The sequence below is a fragment of the Nonomuraea sp. IBHARD001 genome (genome assembly GCF_056106265.1).
Genome location: NZ_JBWBBW010000002.1, coordinates 119056 through 141770 on the forward strand (window position 1 = coordinate 119056; position 22715 = coordinate 141770).

Below are 22715 nucleotides of genomic sequence, written 5' to 3' on the forward strand. Positions count from 1 at the left end.
TGCCTGGGGTCAGCCCGGGTGATGTGCGGCCTGGGCCCACGGACGGTCGGTCGGAGGGTCGCTCGACTCGATGTGCGTCACCTGGGCGATCTCGGTGACCTCGACCGTGGTCTCGCGGTGGGCATGGCCGAACGACTCGGCCATCGCCCTCGACGTCGGGCACGGCCAGCGCCACATGCAGCTGCGGCAGCGCTGGATCGGATGGGCGGCGTCCGAGCTGATGCCGCCCGCGTCGCGCGGTTGGTGCAGGTCGAGCAGGCGCAGGCCGAGCTCGCTGAACGCCAGCAGGTCGTCTCGCGCCCCTGCCAGGAAGTCGAGGTCGGCCACGGCCAGGCGGGTGCGCACGGGGACGTAACCCTCGTGGTTGACGAGCCCGCGCAGCCGTCCCGCCTCCTCGCGCCAGGACGCGGCCTTCTCGGTGCGGGCTTGGACGGCCTCCAGACGCTCGCGCAGACGGCGGCGCTGGGGATCTTCAGGTTGGTCTCTGGTCATTGGTCACCATGGCCCGTGTCTCGCAAGTCCCAACATGGAGGTGGACGCGAAGGACCCCCGGGCCGCCCCCTCTCCGGCTGTGCCGGTGTCACAGTGTCAAGCTTCGCGTACTCACGGTTTCCGTGGAGCCCAAACGGGGGACAAAAACCTGACGGCCCTCTATCGGCGTGACAACGTGACCGGAGGCGCTCTCGGCGCTAGCCTGCCCTCTGTGGAGCTTAAGGTCTCGACTCGATCACATGCCGGGCACGCCCTCGTGGCCGTCGCCGGCGAAATCGACCTCTACACGGCGCCCCGTCTGCAAGCCGAGTTCACCCGGTTGCTGCAGGACGGGCCGAGCCGTGTGGTCATCGACATGTCCGGTGTGGACTTCTGCGACTCGACCGGCATGAACGTGCTGCTGTCGGCGCTCAAGCGGCTCAAGGAACGCGGTGGCGCCCTTGAGGTCGCCTCGCCGCGCCCGGCCGTGCGCAAGATCCTTCAGGTCACCGGTCTCGACTCGGTCTTCACCGTGCACGAGGCCGTGCCAGAGGAGCTCCTCGCCGCCGATGTCTGACACCGCGGTCATCATCCCGGCCAAGGACGAGGCCGACCGGATCGGCGCGACCGTGACGGCCGCCCTGGCGCTGCCCGGCGTCGACCTCGTCGTGGTCGTCGACGACGGCTCCGTCGACCAGACCGGCAGGGTCGCGAGAGCCGCGGGCGCCCGGGTCGTACGGCACAGCCGCAACCGGGGCAAGGCCGCGGCCATGGAGAGCGGCGCCGAGGCCGTCCGTCTGCTGCAGGAGACGGCGAACCTGCTGTTCCTCGACGCCGATCTCGGCCAGACGGCCGCCGCGGCGCTCCCGCTCGTGGAGCCGGTGCGCGCCGGGGCGGCCGACATGACGATCGCGGTGTTCGCGACCAGGGTGAAGCTCGGCGGTCACGGCATCGTCGTCCGCGTCGCGCGCGACGGCATCCGCCGCTGCACCGGCTTCGAGGCCACTCAGCCGCTCAACGGCCAGCGATGCCTGACCCGCGCCGCCTTCGAGGCCGCACGCCCCCTCGCACACGGGTTCGGCGTGGAGACCGCCCTCACGATCGACCTGCTGCGCAAGGGCTTCAGGGTGCGCGAGGTCGAGGTCGAGATGGCGCACCGGGCCACGGGCACCGACTGGCACGCCCAACTCCACCGTGCCAAGCAGTTGCGCGACGTCGGGCTCGCCCTGGCCGCCCGCGACCCTCTCGTGCGCGACAACCTGGCCAAGCTGAAGGGCGGCCGCCGGGCCTGAGGCGTTTCAGCCGACCGCATAGGCGCGCATGACCGTCTGCGTCACGGCGCCGCCCGCCGTGTCGGTCACCGTCGCCCGCAGCGAGACGAACCCGGGCGTGAGCGGGTTGACCACCAAGGCGCTCCACCCGGCCCCGGTGCGCACGACCGGCACGCGCCTCCAGTGGCCGCCGTCGTCGCCCGACGCCTCCACCGCGATCGACGCCACCGCGACCTGCGCCGAACCGCCGTTGAACTCGACGCTCACCGGCACCCGAATGCCGGCGCCCGGCCTGCCCCGGTTGGCGGCGTCGAGCCCTTCGGGCCGGTAGCGCACCGCCGCCAGCGGCAACGGCCGCTCCCCGGTCGTGCGCGCCGAGCTGAACGTCCACACCGACCGCACCTCGCCCGACAGCGCGGGCTCCTCGCCCTGGCGTCGCATCAAGGCGCTCAGCGTGTAGGTCGTACGCGCGGCAGGCAGGACGGCGTCGAGGCGGCACAGCTCGGGCTCGTAGCCCGAACACCCCGCGAGGTCGGCCTCGGCCAGCACCCGCCCTCCGGCGGCCAGCGTCACCCTGCCCGCGGCGCCCTCGTCCCACCCGGTTCGCCCCGCCCCCGCGTCGGCGAACAGGCCCGTGGGCGAGAAGGCGAACGCGTCACCCGTACGCGATCCGGCCCGCCTGGCGAACGACGGCCCGGTGACGGCGGCGTTCCACACCTCCTGGACATGGCCGCGCGCCACCGCGTCACCGTCGTCGGCGAGCACGGCCGAGCCGATCCTCAGCCCGCTCGCGTACCTCACCCCGGGCGTCCGGTAGTGCACCAGCCGACCGGGCAGCGCGATCTCACCCACCAGATCCGACAGGTACGGCCGGGCCTCGCCCATCAGCGGAGCCGCGACCGGCGTGCCCCTCCCGGCGGCCCCCGACGCCAGGTAGGTGGAGGTGACCTTCGCCATGGCCTTGGTCCTGACGTGCTGGGCGGGGTCGTCGGGAAGCCCCCCGGTGCGCCGATCCAGCAGGCTGTAGACGTACGGGCTCGGCGAGACGTCCTTGTGGACGAGCGTGGTCGCCAGCTCGTACGTCATGCCGGGCACCCGGGCGGGCACGACGAAGAAGTCGGTGCCGACCACACCGGTCGACGACACGCGGAAGTCCAGGACGCCGTGTGTCACGACATAGGCGTAGGAGTCGGCGAGCACGGCGCTCGGCTCGTCCACCGAGACCGTGGCCGCCCGGCCCGCACGCGCGTCCAGGGTCAGCCGCCGGTCGCCGTCGATCCTCAGATCGGCCGCGGTGATCGTCGTGGTGAACCTGCCCTGGAGGCTTTCGAGCGTCTCGGCGAACAGGGTCCAGTCGCCCTTCGGTACTCTGACCTTGGCCTGCATGCCCCAGAAGGGCAGCAGGTGCGACTGTCCCGTCCTGGCGTCGTAGAGCTGGCCGAAGACGTCGTCCGTCGGCCTGCCCTGCCGGTCGAGCGCGTCGACCGTGACGGTGTAGGACTCGGGCTCGACATACGCCCCGGCCAGGGTCCTGATCAGCGTGTCGCCCGACCTGGCGCTCACCACGCCCGGGTACTCGCCCGGCGCCCTGCCCCTCACGTCGACGGTGACGGCGATCGAGGCCTCGCCGTGCGCGGGCACCACGACCCGATCGGGCGACACGGCAAGCACCTCGCCCTCGGCCTTCACCTCAAGCGTGACGGGCGCGTCGCCGTCGTTGGCGTAGGTGATCTCCTCGGTGACCGGCCGCGCGCCCGAGGCGTCCCAGGCGACGGCCGTCCACACCGTGTCCTGCAAGGCCGTGACCCGCTGCCGCAGCGCCCGCGTCAGGTCCACGAGCCCGGCGCCCTGCTGGTACGGCGTGGCGCCGGCCGCAGGGGCCGCGGAGCCGATCAGCGCGGCCTTGATCCGGGCGCCGGTCCAGTCCGGGTGGCGCTGGGCCAGGATCGCCGCCGCGCCCGTCACGTGCGGCGCCGCCATCGAGGTGCCGCTCATGGCCACGTGGGAGCCGTCGGCCGTGCCCGCAGCCGCCGCGGCCACGATGCCGACGCCTGGCGCGGTCACCTCGGGCTTGACGGCGTGGTCGCCCGCGCGGGGTCCCGGGCTGGAGAAGTCGGCCATGCGGCCCGCCCTGTCCACCGCGCCCACCGCCAGTGCGGCGTCGGCGCTGGCCGGGCTGAGCACACGCTCGGTGGGGCCGTCGTTGCCCGCGCTCGCCACGAACAGGGTGCCCGTCCGCTCCGACAGGGTGTTCACGGCATGCTCCACGGGGTCGAGCACCATGCTGTCGGCCGCGCCGAAGCTCAGATTGACGACCTTGGCCCCGACATCGAGGGCCGCCCACTCGATCCCGGCCAGGATGGTGGAGTCGCTCATGCCGCTGAGCCCGCCCACCTTGCCGACGGCCAGCCTGGCCTCGGGCGCCACCCCTCGGTAGTGCGTACCGCGTCCCGCCACGATCGAGGCGACATGGGTGCCGTGCCCGAAGGCGTCGCTCATGTCGGGATCCTTGGTGAAGTTGCGCGAGAGGGCGACCGCGTCCTTCAGATCGGGATGGTCGGCGTCGTATCCGGTGTCGAGCACCGCGACCGTGACGCCCTTGCCGGTCAGGCCCTGCGCCCAGGCCTGCGGCGCGCCGATCTGCCTGACGCTCTCGTCCAGCGTCGGCGTGCGCCGCCCGTCGAGCCACAGCAGCGTACGGCCGGAGGTCAGCGAGCGGGAGCCGCCGTTCGTCAGGTCCTGCCACGTCCGGGCGGCGTCCGTCTTCGGCACGGTCGAGGCGCTCATGCCGAGGCCGGACAGCGCCCTGACCTGCTGGGCGCCCGGCGGGGCGAGGGAGCGGCGGGTGTCGGCGCTCCAGGAGATCACCGGGATGCCCGGCGTGTCGGCGTCGCCGTACCTCCAGGCCAGGAGTTGGGTGACGTCGAACAGCCGCTCGTCCAGCAGGCCGCGGGCGAGCAGGGGCACGGCGTCGGAGGGGACCACGTGCAGGTGCCCGCCGCGCGTGTGGCTGGTGAAGCGCACCCGCCTGCCGGGGCCCGCCTGCACCCGGTGCCCGCCGCCCTCCAGCACGACGCGGTCGCCGGTGATCAGGGTCACGACGTTCCCGGCCGGAGCGGGAGGCGCGGGCGGTGGTGTCACGCCGATCGCCGCGGTCAGCAGGATGGCGGCCAGCGCCTTGGTCCAGGTCATGGGCGTGTCTCCAGACGGGGAGGCAGATCGGTCCAGCCGACGCTGACGACGAGATAGCCGAGCGGATCGGTCGTGACGGTTCCGTCGGCGCTGTAGACGGTGTCGGAACGGCTCACGCGTGAGGTTCGAGGGTCGACGACCAGGCGCACGGCGAGGGGCGGGGCGGGGAACAGCAGCTCCTGGCCGCCTTCGACCGGCCCGAGGCTCTCGACCTGGGGCAGCGCGGCCAGCGCGCGGAAGGCGGCGGCGCGCACTCCGGGCGGGGCGGGCAGCTGCGAGATCAGCATGGCCAGCGGGATGAGCGGTTCATGGCTGCGGTGGGGTGGCGCGGAGGCGCCGTCGGCCCGCTGGGTGGCGACGATCCACGCCGTCAGCGCCTCGGGCTCGGTCGGCAGCCCCTCGATGTCCTCGACGCTCAGCTCCGCCCCGTCGGGACCGAGCATGTAGGAGCCGGACGAGGCGCGTTCGATGACGTCGGGGCCGTTCTTCAGGATCCTGTTCCAGCGCCTGCCCTGCCTGTCGGTCCAGGTCTCCTCCAGCAGCTCGCCCTCTTCGGTCTCGATGCGGCTGTGCCAGTACGTGCCGGAGGGGTGGGGGCCGTTCCCGGCGCCCGCGGCGCTCACGAGCAGGATCTGCTCGGCCGTACCCGGCTGCGTGGGGGCCGGTGCGCTCAGGGCGACGGTGACGGCGACGGCGGTCGCCGCGGCCAGACCGGCGCTCAGCACCAGGGCCACCCGCCCGCGCAGGCTCCTCCTGCGCGCCCTGCGGGCGAGCAGTCGCCTGCTGCGGGCCTGCGCCTCGGGTGACGGCTCCGGGGGGCTCAGCAGGAGCGCCAGCGTGTTCAGGTCATCCATGGACGGTCTCCTTGCCGACAAGAGAGTGGATCTTCGCGCGGGCCCGGCTGAGCCTGGACCCGACCGTGCCGATCGAGATGCCGAGCGCCTGGGCCACCTCGTCGTAGGTCAGCTCGCCCAGTGCCACGAGCAGGAGCACGTCGCGCTCGCCGCCCGACAGCGAGGCGAGCGCCTTGGCCAGGCCGGGGCGCAGCCGTTCGGCGGCGACCGAGGTGAGGACGCGGTTCTCGTGGCTCTCCACCACCGACTCCACGCTCACCCTGGCCAGCGCCCGGTAGTGGCGCGCCTCCTTGCGCCGGTGCCTGGCCACGAGATTGGTGGCGACGCCGAACAGCCAGGGCCGCAGCCCGCCGCGCTCGGGGTCGAAGCGATGGCGCAGGTCGAAGGCCACCAGGAACGTCTCGGCCGTGATGTCCTCGGCGATCTGCGCGTCCAGCCGACCGGCCACGTAGAGGTAGATGTCGCGGTAGTACCTGTCGTGCACGGCGGTGAACAGTTCGGGGTCACGCCGGTACAGGGCGACGAGTTCGGCGTCGGTCGCCTGCTCGGCCAGATGGGCGGTCACAAGGGGCTTGCCTTCCTGCTGGTGTCGGTTGTCACCCGCTCTTCGCCGATGGCGGTGTTCCTCTTCCCTGGGCAGTTGTAGCGGGCCCGGTCCGAGTGGCCGCGGCCGTGTGCTGGAATTTGCGGGTGACGTCCCAGCCGCGAGACCCCGCCACCGGGCCGACGCCTCTCGCGGTCGTGTCGTGGGCGGCTGTGGGCCTGTCGATCCTGCTCACGGTGGTCGTCGGGCTGCTCGGCCCCTCGGCCGTCGTGCCCGCGCTCGCCGGGCCCTCCTGGCAGCCGCCGTACTCGCTGTCCTTGAGTCCCGGGCCGCATCTGGTGATCGCGCTGATGGCGTCGTCGGCCGTGCTCGGAGGGCTGGGGCTGCTCGGGGCGCTCAGGTGGCCGCTGCTGCCGGCCCGTGTGCTCGTCGTGGCCGGGTGCGTGGTCGCGATGGTCCTCGCGTTCCTGCCGCCTTCGGGGTCGGCCGACCATCTCAACTACGCGGCGTACGGGCGCATGGTGACGCTCGGGCTCGACCCCTACTCCACGGGCGCGGTCGCACTGCCGGGTGATCCGATCGCCGACGCCGTCGAACGGCCGTGGCGGGAGGAGGCCAGCGTCTACGGGCCGGTGGCGACCGCGTTGCAGGCGCTGGCCAGCCTCGTGGGGGGCGACTCGGTCCGGCTGACGATCTTCGTGCTCGCGGTGTTCAACGCGGCGGCGTTCGTCGCGACCGGGCTGCTGCTCGACCGCTGCACACGCCACGACGCCGGGCTGCGCGTGCGGGCCGCGCTGCTGTGGACGGCCAATCCGCTGGTGCTGGCCCAGCTCGTCGCGGGGCTGCACGTCGACACGCTGGCGATCGCGTTCATGGTCGCCGCCCTCGTCCTGCGGGCCAGGCCGGTCGCGGGGGGCGTGCTGCTCGGGCTCGGGGTGGCGGTCAAGCTCAATGTCGGGCTCGTCGCGCTCGGCCCGGCGTGGGAGCTGCGCCGCAGGCCCGCCAGGCTGGCCCTGGTCGCGGGCGTCGCGCTCGCCGTCGTGGCCGCGGGCTACGCGCTGGCGGGGCCCGCCGCCTTCGACCAGGTGAGCCGGACGAGCAAGTCGATCTCGTTCGCCTCGTTCTGGAAGCTCGTGCAGGGCTGGCTGCAGGCGCTCGTGGGGGAGGGAAGCGCCTATCGGGGGGAGATCCAGGCCGGGGCGCTGGCGCTGGCCGCCGTGCTGGCCTGGCTGCTGTGGCGGGCGCGCCACGGCGAGCGTGACGCCCCCTCGGTGGCCGCCGTGCTGGTGCTCGCCTATCTGTTCGCCACGCCGTACATCCTGCCCTGGTACGACGGGCTGGCGTTCGCGTTGCTGGCCATGGTGGCCGCTTCGGCCGCCGATCGGTTCCTGGTGGGGCACATGGCGGTGCTGTGCCTGGCCTATCTGCCCGCCAGGCAGGACGAGCAGCCCGCCGATCTCGGCTGGCTGGTGAGCGTCGTCAGGGGACAGGTGGCGCCGTGGGCGTTGCTGCTGCTGACGGCGGCGCTGGCGTGGTGGGCCTGGCGAGCCGCAGGGCGCGCACCGATGCGGCCAGAGCCAGTGGCACCGCGACGGTGAGCGCCATCGCCGGGATCGCGATGCCCGAGTCGTTGACCAGGAACCCGGCGAAAGCACACGTCAACGCGCCGAACAGCCCGGCCCTGAGCGAAGGGGCGTGCGCGTAGGCCTGGCTGAGCGCGGAGGCGCCCCAGCGTGACGGCCTGGCCAGCACCAGGAACAGGAAGGCCAGGGCGCCGATCGACAGCGGTGTGAGCTGCCAGTTGCCGAGCGTGCCCAGCATGGCCCCGACCTTCCTGCCGACGACGGTCAGCGCCTCCCCGTTGAGCACCTGCTCCACGAAACCACCCAGATGCGTGCGCTGCTCGGCCGGACGCGTCCAGTCGACGAAGGCGATCAGGGTGATGAGAGCGGCTCCAGCCCCGGCGACGAGGGCCAGTTTCGCCACCGAGACCCTGCTGCCCGACACCATCAGCATGAAGACCGCGAATCCCAGGACGAACGCGGGCACCCCGCCGAAGTCGGCGCCCCAGCCGGGCCAGCCGTCGGCGAAGATCGCCAGCCCGCCGTACCCGAGGCAGACCAGCAGGGCGAGGGTGCGCCTGCCGCTCGCCATGAGCCAGTGCGCGACCCCGGACAGCGCCAGGACGGTGCCGGTCGCGAACACGGCGAAGGCGATGTTGCCGAACCCGTAGAAGCGCCCGCCGGTCACGGGTTCGTAGCCGGTGACCGCGTTGACCTGCAGATGCGAGCCGGTCATGACGTCGAGCAGCAGGGCCAGCGAGGTGACGGCCGACACGACGGTCAGCGGGCCGACCACGTGCGCGCGCCACGGCCCGGCGAAGGCCACGCCCGCGATGGCGCAGGCGAAGGCCAGGATCGTCACGATGAGCGCCGCCATCGGCCGCGCCAGGCTCCACCAGGGCACCAGCTGGGCCAGGAAGGTCGACACCGCCACCGCCCCGCTCACCACGGCCACGACCTGCGTCGCCACCAGCACCCTCGACCTGCGCGCGCCCTGGGCCGGACGGCGGCGCAGCGCCAGCGCGGCGAACGCGTAGAAGAGCAGCTGCACGGCCACGAACACCACGAAGAACGGCTGCCGCACCTCCTTGAGCACCTGGCTGGCCAGATCCGCGTCGGCCAGCTCGGCGACCCGGTCGGCGGTCGAGGCGGGCGAGGCCGCGCCGCCCTGCCACGCCCGGCCGACCACGCCCTTGGGCGGCGCGATCCCGAGCAGGGCGAGCGCGGTCGTCGTCAGGTCGGTGTTGGTGACCAGCGCGCCTTGACGGGTGGAGGAGGCGGTGAGGAACCCGGAGTACGGCCTGCCGTCAGGAGCGGTGCCGACGGCGACGGCGACATGCAGGTGAGCGCCTCTCGACACGTCGGACAGGCCGCCCACCAGGACGGTCGCCTCCTTCGGCAGGCGTTCGAGCAGGGCCGCGACCTTCCTGTCGGCCTGCGCGGCCGCCTCGCGCCTGGCCTCGGGCGTCAGGTCGCCGGGAACGCCTTCGGCGTCGGCGCCCTGGGCTATCCAGGCACGGGCCAGGTCGTCGGCCTCCATGACGACGAGCGGGTAGCCGCCCAGGTCGCCCGCCGACTCGACGTCCGGCGCGTAGGACGCGACCGCGCCCGACGCGTCCGCGCCGCCGAGCGCGGCGCCCGGGCCGATCGCCGCCACCTTGCCGCCCGACGCCGTCACGGCCTGGCCGAGCAGGCCGATCGACGCCTGGTACGACGTGGCCGCGTTGAAGGCGGCCAGGCCTCGCCAGTCGGGCACGGCTGCGCCCTGGGGCGCCTGCGGCAGCACGCAGTCCTGGCCGGGCGAGCCCGCGCGCTGACCTGCCGACACGGTGAGCCATCCGGCGACGGGACAGGTGATGCTGCGGTCGGGCGGCGGGACCGCCCTGGTGGACATCGAGGCCGAACCGCCCGAGCCGGTCAGCCGCCACAACGCGGGCGTGTTGCCCTCGTCGACGTCGCTCCACTGCAGGCCGGGCACGCCGACGATCGCGACCTGCCTGACGAGGGCGGGCAGCGAGGCGGCCCACGCGGCGGAACCGGTCACCGGAAGCGGCAGCACGAGAGCGAACACGAGGGCGAGCACGACGCGGAGCGCGGCGCGCGCGCCGAGGCGTCGGCTGGTGTGTGGCATGGCTGAACCCCCGGCGTGAGCACCCTCGATCAACACAAGCCAAGGTAACGTGCCACAACGTGACTGGTGGCGACGTGACTGGTGGTGACGTGACTGGTGGCGACGTGCGCTCGTGGGCGCGAGGCTGGTGGGCGTGGGCGCTCGCGGTGGTGCTCATCGCCCTTGCGGTGTGGCCGCTGGTGGAGCACTGGCTGACCAATCCCGACGACCAGCGCCTGGTCGACCTCGACGTCTACCGCACGGGCGGGCAGATGGTGCTGGAGGGGCGGCCCGTCTACGACTTCTTCACCCCGGCGCCGCAACTGCTGCCCTTCACCTACCCGCCGATCGCCGCGCTGCTGGCCGCGCCGCTGGCGATGATGTCGTGGGAGAGCGCCCAGTGGGTGTGGACGGCCGGGGTGTTCGCCGCGCTCGCCGTGACGGTCGGCTTCGCCTTCGGCAAGGCGCTCGGCCGCGTGCGGGAGGCGTCGGCGGTGTGGTGGCCGATGGCGTTCGCCCTGCTCATGGTGATGTGCACGTACCTCATGCCGATCAGGGACCAGGTGCGCTTCGGCCAGGTCGACATCCTGCTGGTGGCGTTGTGCCTGGCCGACTGCGTGGCGAAGCGGCCGTGGTGGCCGCGCGGCTTCCTGATCGGCCTGGCGACCGCGGTCAAGCTCACGCCCGGCGTCTTTCTCATCTACCTGCTGATCACCGCCAAGGACGACGGCGAGCACCGCAAGGCCTTCCTCATGGCCGTGTTCACCGCCGCGCTGCTGACGCTGCTGCCGTTCGCGCTGATCCCGCAGGACGCCGCCCAGTTCTGGTTCTCGGCCCTGCTCGACCCCGAAAGGCTCGGCTCCAACGCGGCGACGACGAACCAGTCGATGCGCGGCATGCTGATCAGGCTCTACCTGCCCGGTGTGGTCGAGACCGGCCTGTGGCTGGCCCTGGTCGCCGTCGTCGGCTGGTACGGCTTCCGCTTCGCCCGCGGCGCGTTCCTGGAGGGCGACAAGCTGACCGGCGTCGCGCTCGTCGGGCTGATGGCCGTCCTGCTCTCGCCCGTGGCGTGGATCCACCACCTGGCCTGGATCGTCGTGGTGCTCGGCGCGCTGGCCGGGCGCGGGGCCGACTTCAGGCGGGTCTGCGTGGCGCTCGGCGTGTGGCTGTACTACGTGCTGCCGATCCCTTGGTGGGGGGTGTCGATCAGGGCGGCCGACATCCCGGTGCTCAGTCCGGTGGTCGGGCGCATCGTGCAGGACGCCTACGGGCTCGGGGCGATCGGGCTGGTGTGGGTGCTCGGGGTCTGGCTGCCCGCCCGTCGTCGGGAATCGGCCACGATTTCCTGACCGATTGATTACTCTCGGTCCTGTGCTGGTTACCGTGTGGGTCATTGTCGGAGTCGTCGCGGGTGTCAGCGGCGTCGTGATCGGCTATCTCGCGCTCAGGGAGGCCAGGTCGGCCGTCGACGACTGTCAGCAGATGCTGGCCAGGCAGACGAGCGAGGGCAAGGGCGACCTGAAGGCCCTGCGCGACGTGGCCGTCTACCGCTACGACGCGCTGGAGGAGATGACCGGGCGGCTGTCGTTCTCGGTCGCACTGATCAACGGGCTCGGTGACGGCGTGGTGCTGACCTCGATCAACGGCAGGTCGGAGACGCGTACCTACATCAGGCCCGTGGTGGGCGGCCGGGGCGAGACGCAGCTGTCGCCCGAGGAGGAGGAGGTCGTCCGCGCCGCCAGGCTCGGCCAGGGCCCGGAGGTCGAGCCCGACCGGCTGCGCCGCTGAGGCGATCGGCGCGGCCGTCGGTCCGCGGGTGCGGGAAAAGGCGAGCGCGCCTTCATCACCTGCGGATACTCTGTAAGCATGCCCAGAATCGCCTATCTCGGACCGGAGGCCACCTTCACCGAAGAGGCCCTGCGGATCCTCGAGCCCGACGCCGAGCGTCTTCCTTACCCCACGGTCGGCGCCGCGCTCAACGCCGCCAGGAGTGGCGAGGCCGACGGCGCCGTCGTCCCGCTGGAGAACTCCCTTGAGGGCGCGATCACCTCGACGCTCGACGAGTTCGCATGGGGCGAGCCGCTGCTGATCACCGGTGAGCTGCTGCTCCCCGTCGAGTTCTCGCTGCTGGCCAGGCCCGGCACCGAGCTGCCGCACATCAAGCGGGTCTTCACCCATCCCGCGGCGATCACCCAGTGCCGCGCCTTCATCGCGCGCGAGCTGCCCGACGCCGTCGTGGTCGCCGCCTCCTCCACCGCGGGGGCCGCGCAGGAGGTGGCGCTGCCCGGCTCGCCCTACGACGCGGCCATCGCCGCGCGCATCGCCGGTGAGACCTACGGGCTGGTCGAGCTGGCCTCGAAGATCGGCGACAGGTCCGACACCGTGACCAGGTTCGTCAGGGTCGCACGTCCGGGCCCGCTGCCCGAGCCGACCGGGTCCGACCGCACGACGCTGGTGGTCTTCCTGTCCGACGACCATCCGGGCGCGCTGCTGGAGATGCTGACGGAGTTCTCCGTACGCGGGGTCAACCTGACGCGCATCGAGTCCAGGCCGACGGGCGACGGCATCGGCCGGTATTTCTTCCATTTCGACTTCGAGGGGCACGTGGCCGAGGCCAGGGTCGGCGAGGCGGTCGCCGGGCTGCACCGCATCTGCGCCGACGTGCGTTTCCTCGGCAGCTACCGTCGCGCCGACGGGGTGGCGCCGCAGATCAGGCGCGGCATGGGCGACGGCGACTTCGACGAGGCCGGCCAGTGGCTCGACCGCATCCGCAAGGGCGCGGTCTGACCCGGAGCGCGCCTCCCGCCCGCGCCGCGATGTCCGGGGCGACAATCCGCGCGCGGGCGGTCGTCCGGCTTCTGTAGCCTTGACGGGTGATTGACCTGCGTACCCTTCGTGAGGATCCCGACCGGCTTCGGGCGTCGCAGCGCGCCCGCGGAGCAGACGACTCCGTCGTCGACCTGCTGCTCGCGCTCGACGAGCGCCGCAGAAGCGCCCTGACCTCGTTCGAGTCGCTGCGCGCCGAGCAGAAGAGCATGGGCAAGTCGGTGTCCAAGGCGTCGGGCGAGGAGAAGAGCGCCCTGCTCGACCGGGCCAAGGAGCTCTCCTCGCAGGTGAAGTCCGCCGAGTCCGAGGCCGAGAAGCTCGGCAAGGAGCTCGACGACCTGCTCTACACCGTGCCCAACATCGTCGAGGACGGCGCCCCGCACGGCGGCGAGGACGACTACGTCGTGCTGGAGGAGGTCGGCGTCAAGCCGGTCTTCGACTTCGAGCCCAAGGACCACCTGGAGCTCGGCGAGCTGCTCGGCGCCATCGACACCGAGCGCGGCGCCAAGGTGTCGGGCTCGCGGTTCTTCTTCCTCAGGGGCGTCGGCGCCCGTCTGCAGCTCGGCCTGTTCAACATGGCCCTGCAGCAGGCGATGGAGGCCGGGTTCGTGCCGATGATCACTCCGGCGCTGGTCAAGCCGGAGGCCATGGCGGGCACCGGGTTCCTCGGCGCGCACTCCAGCGAGGTCTACCGCCTGGAGGAGGACGACCTCTACCTGGTGGGCACCAGCGAGGTGCCGCTGGCCGCCTACCACTCCGACGAGATCCTCGACGGCTCGGAGCTGCCGCTGCGCTACGCGGGCTGGTCCTCCTGCTTCCGCCGGGAGGCGGGCTCCTACGGCAAGGACACCAGGGGCATCATCCGCGTGCACCAGTTCGACAAGATCGAGATGTTCTCCTACGCCCGTCCCGAGGAGGCGCAGGCCGAGCACCAGAGGCTGCTCGGCTGGGAGAAGGAGATGCTGGCCAAGTGCGAGCTGCCCTACCGGGTGATCGACACGGCGGCCGGAGACCTGGGCTCGTCGGCCGCGCGCAAGTTCGACTGCGAGGCGTGGGTGCCGACCCAGGGCCGTTACCGCGAGCTCACCTCGACCTCCAACTGCACCGACTTCCAGGCCCGCAGGCTGGCCGTGCGCTTCCGTGACAAGGAGGGCAAGCCGCAGCACGTGGCGACGCTCAACGGCACGCTGGCCACGACCAGGTGGCTGGTGGCGATCCTGGAGAACCACCAGCAGGCCGACGGCTCGGTCGTCGTGCCCGCCGCGTTGCGCCCGTTCGTCGGGCTCGACGTTCTCGAACCGCTCAAGAAGTAACGCCCGCGCCCGGCCCGCCGCTGTGCGGGCCGGAAAGGCCGTCAGGCCGTCGGGATCGGCTCCCGTGACTTCCTCGACCGGCGAAGGCGTTCCACGCCTGTGAGGCGATCTCAGAGCCCGCTGGGACGATCGTGAAGGGTGTGCCGCGCTTTTCCCGCCCGTGCGCCCGGCTCGGCTTTCCCGCCCGTGCGCCCGGCTCCGCAGACAATGGCGACCGGCAATGCGTGGGCCAATCGCGGCCGTGCGTCCTTGGGCGTCGAGCCATTGACCGGCGCGAGCGGCTTGACGACGGCCATGACATGAGCCCGAATCAAGTTCGACTTGACCGGTCCGGGAAACGTCTCCGGAAAACACGAAAGGGCGGGGTCCACTGGAGGTGGACCACGCCCTATCTCGTTGCTACAGGTCAGATAGCGTGGACCTGGGAGGCCTGCGGCCCCTTCTGGCCCTGCGTGATCTCGAACTCGACCCGCTGGCCGTCTTCAAGGCTGCGGTAGCCGTTGCCGACGATCTCGGAGAAGTGCACGAACACGTCCGGCGCACCGCCGTCCGGGGCGATGAAGCCGAAGCCCTTCTCAGCGTTGAACCACTTGACGGTTCCCTGAGCCATAAAAGCTCTCCCTCAGGATGTGAATCTATGGGACCCGCACCTCGCGAATCCCGGTGTGTCGTACCGCGGGCCCCGGGGTGGCTCAGACAAAGTCATGCTGGTTTTCACTACGGGAACGCCTAATACAACGCCATCACATCTAACACCATTCCGCCGCGTTGGTGTTCCCGTCCCTAGGAAGATTTCTGTACACGGCCATCAGCATGCAAACTGGAACCTGTTATGTCAGCGCTCCAGCAGGCACCCAGACTTGTCGCCACCGACCTCGACGGCACGGCACTGCGATCGGACGGCACGGTCTCGGCGCGCACCGCCGCCGCCTTCGCCATGGTCGAGGACGCGGGCGCCACGCTGGTGTTCGTCACCGGCCGCCCACCGCGATGGATGCACACGGTGGCGGGAGCCGTACGGCATCGGGGGCTGGCGATCTGCGCCAACGGGGCGCTGGTCTACGACCTGCACGGCGAGCGGATCGTGGAGTCGCACCTGATCGAGCCCGGCGTCCTGGGCGAGGTGGTCGCCCGGCTGCGGGCGGAGGTGCCGGATCTGGCGTTCTCGGTGGAGTACGAAGGCGGCTTCGCGCACGAGCCCGCGTACCGGCCGGGCGGGTGGGACCGGCAGGACGTCAGAGGGGTGAGCGTGGGCACCGAGGCGCTCGTCTCGCGCCCGTGCGCCAAGCTGCTGGCCCTGCATCCGCACATGGACCCCGACCTGCTGCAGGCGGCCGTGCACGGCCTGGTGGGCCATCTGGTGACCGCGACGCACTCCAGCGGCAGGGCGCTGATCGAGATGAGCGCGCACGGCGTGACCAAGGCCACGGCGCTGGCGGCGCTCGCCGGCCGCGGGCGGATCGGGCCGGGAGAGGTCGTGGCGTTCGGCGACATGCCCAACGACCTGCCGATGTTGCGCTGGGCGGGCCGTTCCTACGCGGTCGCCAACGCCCACCCCGACGTGCTGGCCGCCGTCGACCATGTGACGGCGGGCAACAACGACGACGGAGTGGCGGTCGTGCTCGAAACCCTGTTCCTCGACGAGAACGTGTTCTCTGGCCGGAGGCGGGACTAGGGGGTCGAGGGGCCTACAGATAGGGGCCTGAGGCGCCGCTCTGGCCCTCGGCGCTGCCGCCGGGAAGCGCCCTGCGCATCTGCTCGAGCTGCGCCCTGGCCGCCATCTGCTGGGCGAACAGCGTGGTCTGGATGCCGTGGAAAAGGCCTTCGAGCCAGCCGACGAGCTGGGCGTGCGCGATGCGGAGCTCGGCCTCGCTCGGCGGCTCGCCGTTGTCGTTGGTGAACGGCAGCGACAGCCGTTCGAGCTCGTCGACGAGTTCGGGTGCGAGACCGTCCTCGAGCTCCTTGATCGAGCTCTGGTGGATCTCCTTCAGCCGCTTGCGGCTGGCCTCGTCGAGAGGCGCGGCACGTACCTCCTCGAGCAGTTGCCTGATCATGCTGCCGATGCGCATGACCTTGGCAGGCTGCTCGACGAGGTTGGTGATCGGCCGCTCCTCGTGCTCGTCGCTATCGCCCTGGGCGCTGATGCCCTCGGGGCCGACCACCACGATGTGGGGAGTGTTCTCCTCAGCGTTCATAGCTTTCAACCTACTAGCAGGATCTTTCCGATGTGCTCACCGGATTCGAGCAGCTCGTGTGCCCCGGCGGCGTCGGCCATCGGCACCCGCGCGTGCACGACCGGCCTGATCGCCCCGGCCTCGACCAGGGGCCAGACGTTCTGCACGACCCCGCGCACGATCACGCCCTTCTCGTCGACCGGCCGGGAGCGTAGCGTGGTGCCGTGCACGGAGGCCCTCTTGACCAGCAGCGCGCCGAGGTCGAGTTCGCCCTTGGCGCCGCCCTGCAGGCCGATGACGACGAGCCTGCCGCCGCTCTTCAGCGCCCGCACGTTGCCCGCGAGATACGCCCCGCCCATGATGTCGAGGATCACGTCGGCGGCGACCCGCTCGGCGAAGTCCTCCTCGCGGTAGTTGATCAGCTCGTCCGCCCCGAGCTCGGCGCAGCGCTCCAGCTTGGCCGCCGACCCCGCCGTCACCGCCACCCGCGAGCCCAGGGCCTTGGCCAGCTGGATCGCCATCGTGCCGATGCCGCTCGCGCCGCCGTGCACGAGCAGCGTCTCGCCCTTGCGCAGCCTTCCGGTCATGAAGACGTTGGCCCAGACCGTGCACGCCACCTCGGGCAGCCCGGCGGCGTCGGCGAGTGTGACACCCTCAGGCGCGGGCAGCACCTGCTGCCATGGCACCGAAACCCGTTGCGCGTAGCCGCCACCCGCCAGCAGCGCGCACACCCTGTCCCCGACGGCGAACCCCACGACGTCCGCACCCACCTCGGAGATCACGCCGGAGCACTCAAGACCCGGATACGGCGAAGCGCCCGCGGGCGGGTCGTAGAATCCTCGACGCTGCATGACGTCGGCCCTGTTGACAGCGGACGCGGCGACGTCGATGACGACTTCTCCCCGTTCAGGACGGGGATCAGGCACCTCACGCCACTCCAGGACCTCTGGTCCGCCGGGCTCTGTGATCACGATGGCACGCATGTGACCCACGGTAACCCGGTGACGAAGTTATGGGTTGGCTGCATTCATCGGAACACGGGGCGTTAATCTGCAATGTGTTTGCTGCCCCTTTACACCCATCCCGAGGGGGAACACGGTGGCAAGACACGATCGTGAGGAATCTCTCGAGGAACAGCTGGCCTGGCTTGACGCGATCAAGGAGAGCGACGAGGCGCCCGTCACGGTGAGCGCGACCGGCGTCTCCGCGGACGAGCAGGTCGCTTCGCCATATCCGAAGGACCCCTGGCTGCTGGTGCCGTCCGAGCAGGACGCGCCGCTGTTCCGCACCGCCGTCGACTCCGGTTTCGGCACGGCGGACGAGACGAAGGAGCGCACCCACGAGGAGGCCGACGCCGCCGAGTGGATCGACGCCGCCGACCAGGCCACCTCGTTCGTCTCGCCGCCGTCGGGCGGCAAGGAGCCCGCTAAGGACGACTCCTTCCTCTCCCCGCTCAAGCCGCTGCCCAGGCCGGACGACACCGACTCCTACTCGCTCGGCGCCTTCTCCGACACCGAGAAGGAGCGCGGCCTGTTCGTCGAGCCGCAGCGCCCCGAGGCCGAGGCCAAGCCCGAGGTCGCCGAGCCAGGCTGGCCGCACAACGAGCCCGAGCCGCAGGCCGCCGAGCCCGACCGCAGGCCGGTCGAGGCCGAGCACAGCGCTCCCGGCTGGCCGCAGCCCGCGCCGCACGAGGAGCACGAGTCCACCTCGCCCGCATGGCCGCAGCCCGCCACGCTCCCGCCCACCGTCCAGGAGGCCCAGGCCGCCGGTCGCGACCGGGGAGGCGCCTTCCAGGACGTCCAGGAGCCGAGGCGGCAGGCCGAGACGCTCGAACCGGCCAGGCCCGAGCCCGTGCGGGAGCCGTACCAGGCCAGGAGGCGGCAGGCGCCTACGCCCGCGTTCGCGGTGCCGGCCAAGCCGTTGCAGGGGGCGCCGCCCACCGCCGACAGCCTCGACCCCGAGTCGCTGCTGCGCGGGCGGCGCAACGCGCCCTCCGGCGGGTGGCGCAAGCTCGTCTACAAGGCGTCGGCCGGTTGGATCAAGCCGGGCGAGTCGCCCGAGGTGCGTCGGCGCAGGGAGTTGCTCGCCCGTGCGCGTACCCCTGTCGCCACCGGGCATCACCGCGTGGCCGTGCTCAGCCTCAAGGGCGGCGTCGGCAAGACGACCACCACGGTGGGGCTCGGCGCGACGCTGGCCCAGGTGCGCGGCGACCGGGTGATCGCGGTCGACGCCAACCCGGACCGGGGCACGCTGTCGGACAAGCTGGAGCTGGAGACGTCCGCGACCGTGCGCGACCTGCTCAACGAGCGCGAGCAGGTCAAGAGGTACGTCGACATCAGGGCGTTCACCTCGCAGGCCTCCTCACGCCTCGAGGTGCTCGCCTCCGACCGCGACCCTTCGGTGTCCGAGGCGTTCAGCGCCGACGACTACCAGGCCGTCTCGCAGGTGCTGGAGAACTTCTACTCCATCTGCATCACCGACTGCGGCACCGGCCTGCTGCACTCGGCGATGGGCGGCGTGCTGGGCCTGGCCGACCAGATCGTCCTGGTCAGCTCGCCCTCGGTCGACGGCGCGCGCGCCGCATCGGCAACCCTGGACTGGCTGGAGGCACACCACTACGGCGACCTCGTACGGCAGGCCACGGTCGTGCTGTGCAGCGTGCGGCCCAGGTCGCGTTCGGCCGTCGACATCAACAAGCTGGAGGCGCACTTCGCCGCCCGATGCCGTCTGGTGGTCAGGGTGCCCTACGACCCGCACCTGGAGGAGGGCGCGGAGATCGACCTCGACCGGCTGAACGAGTCGACGAGGGACGCCTACCTGCAGCTCGCGGCCGCGATCGGCGACGGTTTCGGCGCCTGACACCGGAGCAAGGGCTCGGGGGCCCTTCTCCCGTCGGCCACCGTGCCGACCGGTGGGAAACGGATGGCGGAGGGTGTGGGATTCGAACCCACGAGGCCATCGCTGACCTGGCCGCTTTCAAGGCGGCTGCACTCGTCCACTATGCGAACCCTCCCGTGCGGACACCACGATAGCGGCTAACGCGCGATGCGGCAGAGGTGTACCTTCTGGAGAAAGATCTACGGGAGGCGACGAGTTGTCGGACCTCAGCGTCGAGGTGCAGCGCACCGCACCGGATTCGGCCGTGCTCCTGCTGCGGGGCGATCTCGACAAGCTGACCGCCTCCACCCTGCAACGTTCGTTCACCGGCCTGTTCGACGAGGGCGTGACGACGTTCGTGCTGGAGGTTTCGGCGCTCGGGTTCTGCGATTCCAGCGGGCTGTGGGTGCTCATCGAGAACCAGCGCCGCTCCAGGCGCGCCGGTGGCGGCCTGAGCCTGGCCGGGGTACGCGGGGTGTTGCGCAGGGTCCTGGACGTGACCGGACTGAGCGCCGCCTTCCCCGAAGAAGAGCCGGATTCGGGTAATGTCGATCCCGGCGCCGTCCCGCGCCGTACCCCCTGACCGCACACCCACGCCGTGCGGCGCTCGCGGGGGCAGAGGGGATCGATGTCCTCGGGGCGCAGCCGGATCTCGTGTCGATCGGCCTGTCGACGGCGGCCGTGCAGCGGAGCGTGGGTCCTCGCACGGCGCCGCCGTGGAGAGCGCGATCATGACCGAGCACAAACACCTCAAGCGCCGGGTACGCGAGCGCATGGCCAGGACCGGCGAGTCCTACATGACCGCCCTGCGACACACCCTGCCCGCCGGCGCGCACGCCGGGCACCACGACGCCGGACTGCTGGCCCGCGCACTGCCCGGCCGTTCGGAGGCGATGTGGCTGGGGCTCGGGGGCGGGATCGGCTTCATGTACTTCGTCTTCGAGTACGCCGGGCACGCGCCGATGACGACGATCGTCACCCAGGCCCATCCCGACCCGATCGTGCCCAAGGCGCTGACGCGTGCGGCCGTGCCGTACGAGGTGACGACGACCGGGTCGGCCAAGGTCGCCGAGCGGCGGTTGCGTGAGGCGCTGGAGGAGGCGGCGGGGCCGGTGATCTGCCGGGTCGGGCGGCACACGCTGCCCTGGCGGCCGGGCCTGCCGTACCCCGATCCGCTGGAGGTCGCGGTCGTCGGCGTCGAGGGCGACACGGTCGCGGTCGACGACGAACGGGTGGCCGAGGTGCCGATGGCGGTGTTCATGGCGGCCTGGTCTGCTCCGAAGAAGGAACGCCACCACCTGCTCAGGGTGACGGGTGAGCCCGGTGAGCCCGGCGCGGCCGACGTGGCCGCCGCCGTCGCCGACACCGCGGCGAAGCTCGGCGGGCCGGTCCTGGGCAACGCCTTCGACGTGAACTTCGGCCTGTCCGGCATGCGCAAACTCGCCGCCCAGCTCGCCGACACCCGGAGCCGGACCGGCTGGACCCGGCGTTTCGCCGATCCCGCCGCGTTCTGCACCGCGATGACCCGGCTGTATGACTGCCTGGAGTCGGAGTACGGCTCGCCGGGCGGCACCCGGCCGCTGTATGCCGAGTTCCTGGCCGAGGCCGGGCTGCCGGAGGCGTCCGCCGCCTATCGCGCGGCCGGGCGGGCCTGGTCGGGCATCGCGTCCGCCGCCGTGCCCGAGGGGTACGCCGAGCTCGCCGCCGAACGGTCGCGCGCCTTGCGCACGGGACAGGGCGGCGAGGGGCTGGTCGAAAGGGCGCTGGCGATGCCCTCGGCCCACCGGGCCGACGAGCGGCAGCGCGCCGCCCTGCTGGCCGACCTGGCCGAACGCGCGGCCGACGCCGTACACCTCGAGGAGCACGCGCTCACCCTGCTGGCCGCGTCCGGTCGAGCTGGGACAGCAGCCAGCGAGGACCGGTGACCTCCGCGCCCAGCGCGGTGACGCGCTCGCGCAGCCCCCGGTCGGCGCTCACCACCAGCACCTGCTCCCACGGCCTGGCGAACCGCACGGCCGCCACGATCGCGTCGTCGCCGCTGCCCTCGGCCGCCACCACCTCGACACCCGGCGCGGCGGGAGCACGCCTGGCCTGACCTTCGACCACCACGACCACGCGGGGGAAGGTCTCGGCCAGTGCGGGCAGCCCGTCGGGCAGCGTGCGCAGCCCACGCCCGGCCAGCGCGCCCACCTCGGCGATCAACCGGGTCGTCGCGCCGAGCCGGTCCTTCCACCAGCCGTGCTCGGCCCTGGCCCCGATGATGTTGGCCGCGTCGAGCACGACCGTGAACGGCCGCAACGAGCGCTGGACCTGCGGCCAGGTCTCGGCGAACCCCGGATGCAGCGTCAGCCTGCCGATCTCGGGCAGCCCGAGCCACCGCAGGTCCGCACTCTCACTGTTACCGGGTACGGCGGGCAGCAGCGTGTCGGCCTCGGCGATCACCGTCTGGAAGGACCAGCCGCCGTGGTCGTCGAGGTAGACCCCCTGCACCCGCAGCCCCTCACCCGACAGCGCCGCCTCCTCGCCGGCCTCGCGCAACGCACTGGTGATCGCATCCTCGTGGCTGTCCATCGCACCGCCCGGCAGCCCCCACGTGCCGCCGTGATGGCTCCACCACGACCGCTTCTGCATCAGGACACGCGCGTCCCCCCGCTCGTCATGATGAACAGCCAGCAACCCGGAGGCCCCGAACACCCCCCAATGCCGATGCCCTCGCCCACACTCGGTCCACCCGTCCCCGTCCTTGGCCGCCATGCGTCAATCTTGGCTCATCGGCCCGGACCACGGCTCAGCCGCCGCCCTTGGAGAAGTGCTGGTAGTCCTTTGTGCCTGACCAGTAGCCGCCCCATTCCCAGCCGAGCTTCTCGAAGGCCTTCACCACGCGGTCGCCGCCGTTGATCACGCCGGGCTCCTTGAGGGGGCGGTCGGCGAACTTGCGTGCGTTCTTGTGTGCGACCGAGCCGCTTGCCGTGACGTACGGGTTCTCCCTGGGGTTGAGGTCGATGGCCTCGCCGTAGGCGTGCTTGGACCAGTTGCTCGAACCGGTGGCCGCCCTGCAGTTGAACGCCGAGGTGTTGTCGGCCTCGATGGAGTCGAAGTCGTCGCCCTTGTAGGCGTCGACGAGTTCCATCTTGGTGATGGGGAAGCGCCAGTCGTACAGCCGGCCGAACACGGTGACGACGTCGTCGGCGACGCGTGAGCGCACGACGAGTTCGCCGGTGTGCGCCTTGTCGTCGAAGCCCCAGTAGGTCATCGTGATCAGCCGCAGGTCCTTGACCGGAACGGGACAGCCGGGACGCCAGGAGTACGGCATCTGCTCCCGGGTCACCTTGGAGATCTTGGCCTCGAACTCGGGCGGCCCGCTCTCCGAAGGCGTGGGCGTCGGTGTGGCGGACGGCGGCTGGGACTGCTCGTCCGATGCCGAGGCGCTCGGCGTCGAGCCGGTGACGGGATCGTTCCCGCCGCAGGCGCTGACGCCCATGAGCAGGACGAGGGCGGCGGCTACACGCTTCATCAGGCCA

At 71.8% G+C, this 22715-nt stretch carries 21 protein-coding genes and 1 tRNA gene; 11 read left to right on the forward strand and 11 right to left on the reverse strand.

The features are described 5' to 3' along the window. Window positions 1-9: 9 nt before the first annotated feature. Window positions 10-492 (reverse strand): hypothetical protein, encoded by a 483-nt coding sequence (locus ACTWNK_RS02660; RefSeq protein ID WP_474301889.1) that lies wholly within the window; start codon window positions 490-492, stop codon window positions 10-12. A 211-nt stretch (window positions 493-703) separates the two neighbouring features. Here ACTWNK_RS02660 and ACTWNK_RS02665 point away from each other — a divergent pair, with 211 nt between their 5' ends. Further along, complete coding sequence (locus ACTWNK_RS02665; RefSeq protein WP_474301890.1) at window positions 704-1048, forward strand: STAS domain-containing protein; 345 nt, start codon at window positions 704-706, stop codon at window positions 1046-1048. Beyond that, complete coding sequence (locus ACTWNK_RS02670) at window positions 1041-1763, forward strand: glycosyltransferase (RefSeq protein WP_474301891.1); 723 nt, start codon at window positions 1041-1043, stop codon at window positions 1761-1763. Before ACTWNK_RS02665 ends, ACTWNK_RS02670 begins: the two co-directional genes overlap by 8 nt. Before the next feature lie 6 nt (window positions 1764-1769). Here the strand turns inward: ACTWNK_RS02670 and ACTWNK_RS02675 are convergent, their stop codons facing one another. Genes ACTWNK_RS02675 through ACTWNK_RS02685 form a run of 3 tightly spaced genes read right to left on the reverse strand, consistent with a single transcriptional unit; the run spans window position 1770 to window position 6353 of the window. Continuing rightward, window positions 1770-4934 (reverse strand): S8 family serine peptidase, encoded by a 3165-nt coding sequence (locus tag ACTWNK_RS02675; RefSeq protein WP_474301892.1) that lies wholly within the window; start codon window positions 4932-4934, stop codon window positions 1770-1772. Beyond that, window positions 4931-5788 carry a CU044_5270 family protein gene (locus ACTWNK_RS02680; protein WP_474301893.1) on the reverse strand — a complete coding sequence of 286 codons (858 nt, stop codon included), beginning with the start codon at window positions 5786-5788 and terminating at the stop codon, window positions 4931-4933. The genes ACTWNK_RS02675 and ACTWNK_RS02680 overlap by 4 nt, the downstream gene beginning before the upstream one ends. After that, window positions 5781-6353, reverse strand: a complete 573-nt coding sequence (locus ACTWNK_RS02685) for an RNA polymerase sigma factor (protein ID WP_474301894.1) — start codon at window positions 6351-6353, stop codon at window positions 5781-5783. Before ACTWNK_RS02685 ends, ACTWNK_RS02680 begins: the two co-directional genes overlap by 8 nt. A gap of 125 nt (window positions 6354-6478) precedes the next feature. Between ACTWNK_RS02685 and mptB the strand changes: the two genes are divergently transcribed. Further along, the gene (gene mptB / locus ACTWNK_RS02690) at window positions 6479-7930 is read left to right on the forward strand and encodes a polyprenol phosphomannose-dependent alpha 1,6 mannosyltransferase MptB (protein WP_474301895.1); all 1452 of its coding nucleotides are present in this window, start codon (window positions 6479-6481) and stop codon (window positions 7928-7930) included. Here mptB and ACTWNK_RS02695 read toward each other — a convergent pair. Continuing rightward, on the reverse strand, window positions 7812-10025 hold the full coding sequence (locus ACTWNK_RS02695) for a hypothetical protein (protein ID WP_474301896.1): 2214 nt from the start codon (window positions 10023-10025) through the stop codon (window positions 7812-7814). The genes mptB and ACTWNK_RS02695 overlap by 119 nt on opposite strands. An 89-nt stretch (window positions 10026-10114) precedes the next feature. Here ACTWNK_RS02695 and ACTWNK_RS02700 point away from each other — a divergent pair, with 89 nt between their 5' ends. The 4 genes from ACTWNK_RS02700 (at window position 10115) to serS (ending at window position 14143) form a co-directional block, all read left to right on the forward strand. After that, entirely contained in the window at window positions 10115-11353 is a 1239-nt protein-coding gene (locus ACTWNK_RS02700; RefSeq protein ID WP_474301897.1) for a glycosyltransferase 87 family protein, read from the forward strand. Between the two features lie 34 nt (window positions 11354-11387). Beyond that, window positions 11388-11792, forward strand: a complete 405-nt coding sequence (locus ACTWNK_RS02705; protein ID WP_474301898.1) for a DUF4446 family protein — start codon at window positions 11388-11390, stop codon at window positions 11790-11792. A 78-nt stretch (window positions 11793-11870) separates the two neighbouring features. Further along, window positions 11871-12791, forward strand: coding sequence for a prephenate dehydratase (gene pheA, locus ACTWNK_RS02710; protein WP_474301899.1), 921 nt, complete (start codon window positions 11871-11873; stop codon window positions 12789-12791). An 86-nt stretch (window positions 12792-12877) separates the two neighbouring features. Continuing rightward, entirely contained in the window at window positions 12878-14143 is a 1266-nt protein-coding gene (serS, locus tag ACTWNK_RS02715; RefSeq protein WP_474301900.1) for a serine--tRNA ligase, read from the forward strand. A gap of 406 nt (window positions 14144-14549) precedes the next feature. On the opposite strand, the gene ACTWNK_RS02720 is transcribed toward serS, so the two are convergent. After that, the gene (locus ACTWNK_RS02720) at window positions 14550-14753 is read right to left on the reverse strand and encodes a cold-shock protein (protein ID WP_474301901.1); all 204 of its coding nucleotides are present in this window, start codon (window positions 14751-14753) and stop codon (window positions 14550-14552) included. Between the two features lie 222 nt (window positions 14754-14975). Here ACTWNK_RS02720 and ACTWNK_RS02725 point away from each other — a divergent pair, with 222 nt between their 5' ends. Continuing rightward, entirely contained in the window at window positions 14976-15818 is an 843-nt protein-coding gene (locus ACTWNK_RS02725; protein WP_474301902.1) for an HAD family hydrolase, read from the forward strand. A 13-nt stretch (window positions 15819-15831) separates the two neighbouring features. On the opposite strand, the gene ACTWNK_RS02730 is transcribed toward ACTWNK_RS02725, so the two are convergent. Together ACTWNK_RS02730 and ACTWNK_RS02735 are read right to left on the reverse strand one after the other, a co-directional pair. Beyond that, the gene (locus ACTWNK_RS02730; protein ID WP_474301903.1) at window positions 15832-16338 is read right to left on the reverse strand and encodes a bacterial proteasome activator family protein; all 507 of its coding nucleotides are present in this window, start codon (window positions 16336-16338) and stop codon (window positions 15832-15834) included. A 5-nt stretch (window positions 16339-16343) separates the two neighbouring features. Next, a complete protein-coding gene (locus ACTWNK_RS02735; protein ID WP_474301904.1) occupies window positions 16344-17300 on the reverse strand; it encodes an NAD(P)H-quinone oxidoreductase in 957 nt (318 codons plus the stop codon). A gap of 115 nt (window positions 17301-17415) precedes the next feature. Here ACTWNK_RS02735 and ACTWNK_RS02740 point away from each other — a divergent pair, with 115 nt between their 5' ends. Beyond that, a complete protein-coding gene (locus ACTWNK_RS02740) occupies window positions 17416-19176 on the forward strand; it encodes a MinD/ParA family ATP-binding protein (RefSeq protein ID WP_474301905.1) in 1761 nt (586 codons plus the stop codon). 64 nt (window positions 19177-19240) lie between these two features. Here ACTWNK_RS02740 and ACTWNK_RS02745 read toward each other — a convergent pair. Beyond that, a tRNA-Ser gene (locus tag ACTWNK_RS02745) sits at window positions 19241-19330 on the reverse strand. A gap of 81 nt (window positions 19331-19411) precedes the next feature. On the opposite strand from ACTWNK_RS02745, the gene ACTWNK_RS02750 reads away from it, so the two are divergent. Beyond that, window positions 19412-19777, forward strand: coding sequence for an STAS domain-containing protein (locus tag ACTWNK_RS02750; RefSeq protein ID WP_474301906.1), 366 nt, complete (start codon window positions 19412-19414; stop codon window positions 19775-19777). Window positions 19778-19925: 148 nt separating this feature from the next. After that, window positions 19926-21119 (forward strand): BtrH N-terminal domain-containing protein, encoded by a 1194-nt coding sequence (locus ACTWNK_RS02755; protein WP_474301907.1) that lies wholly within the window; start codon window positions 19926-19928, stop codon window positions 21117-21119. Here ACTWNK_RS02755 and ACTWNK_RS02760 read toward each other — a convergent pair. Further along, the gene (locus tag ACTWNK_RS02760) at window positions 21064-21948 is read right to left on the reverse strand and encodes an NUDIX hydrolase (RefSeq protein ID WP_474301908.1); all 885 of its coding nucleotides are present in this window, start codon (window positions 21946-21948) and stop codon (window positions 21064-21066) included. The two genes, ACTWNK_RS02755 and ACTWNK_RS02760, sit on opposite strands and share 56 nt — an antisense overlap. Window positions 21949-21982: 34 nt before the next feature. Beyond that, window positions 21983-22708, reverse strand: coding sequence for a M15 family metallopeptidase (locus ACTWNK_RS02765; protein WP_474301909.1), 726 nt, complete (start codon window positions 22706-22708; stop codon window positions 21983-21985). Window positions 22709-22715: the final 7 nt, after the last annotated feature.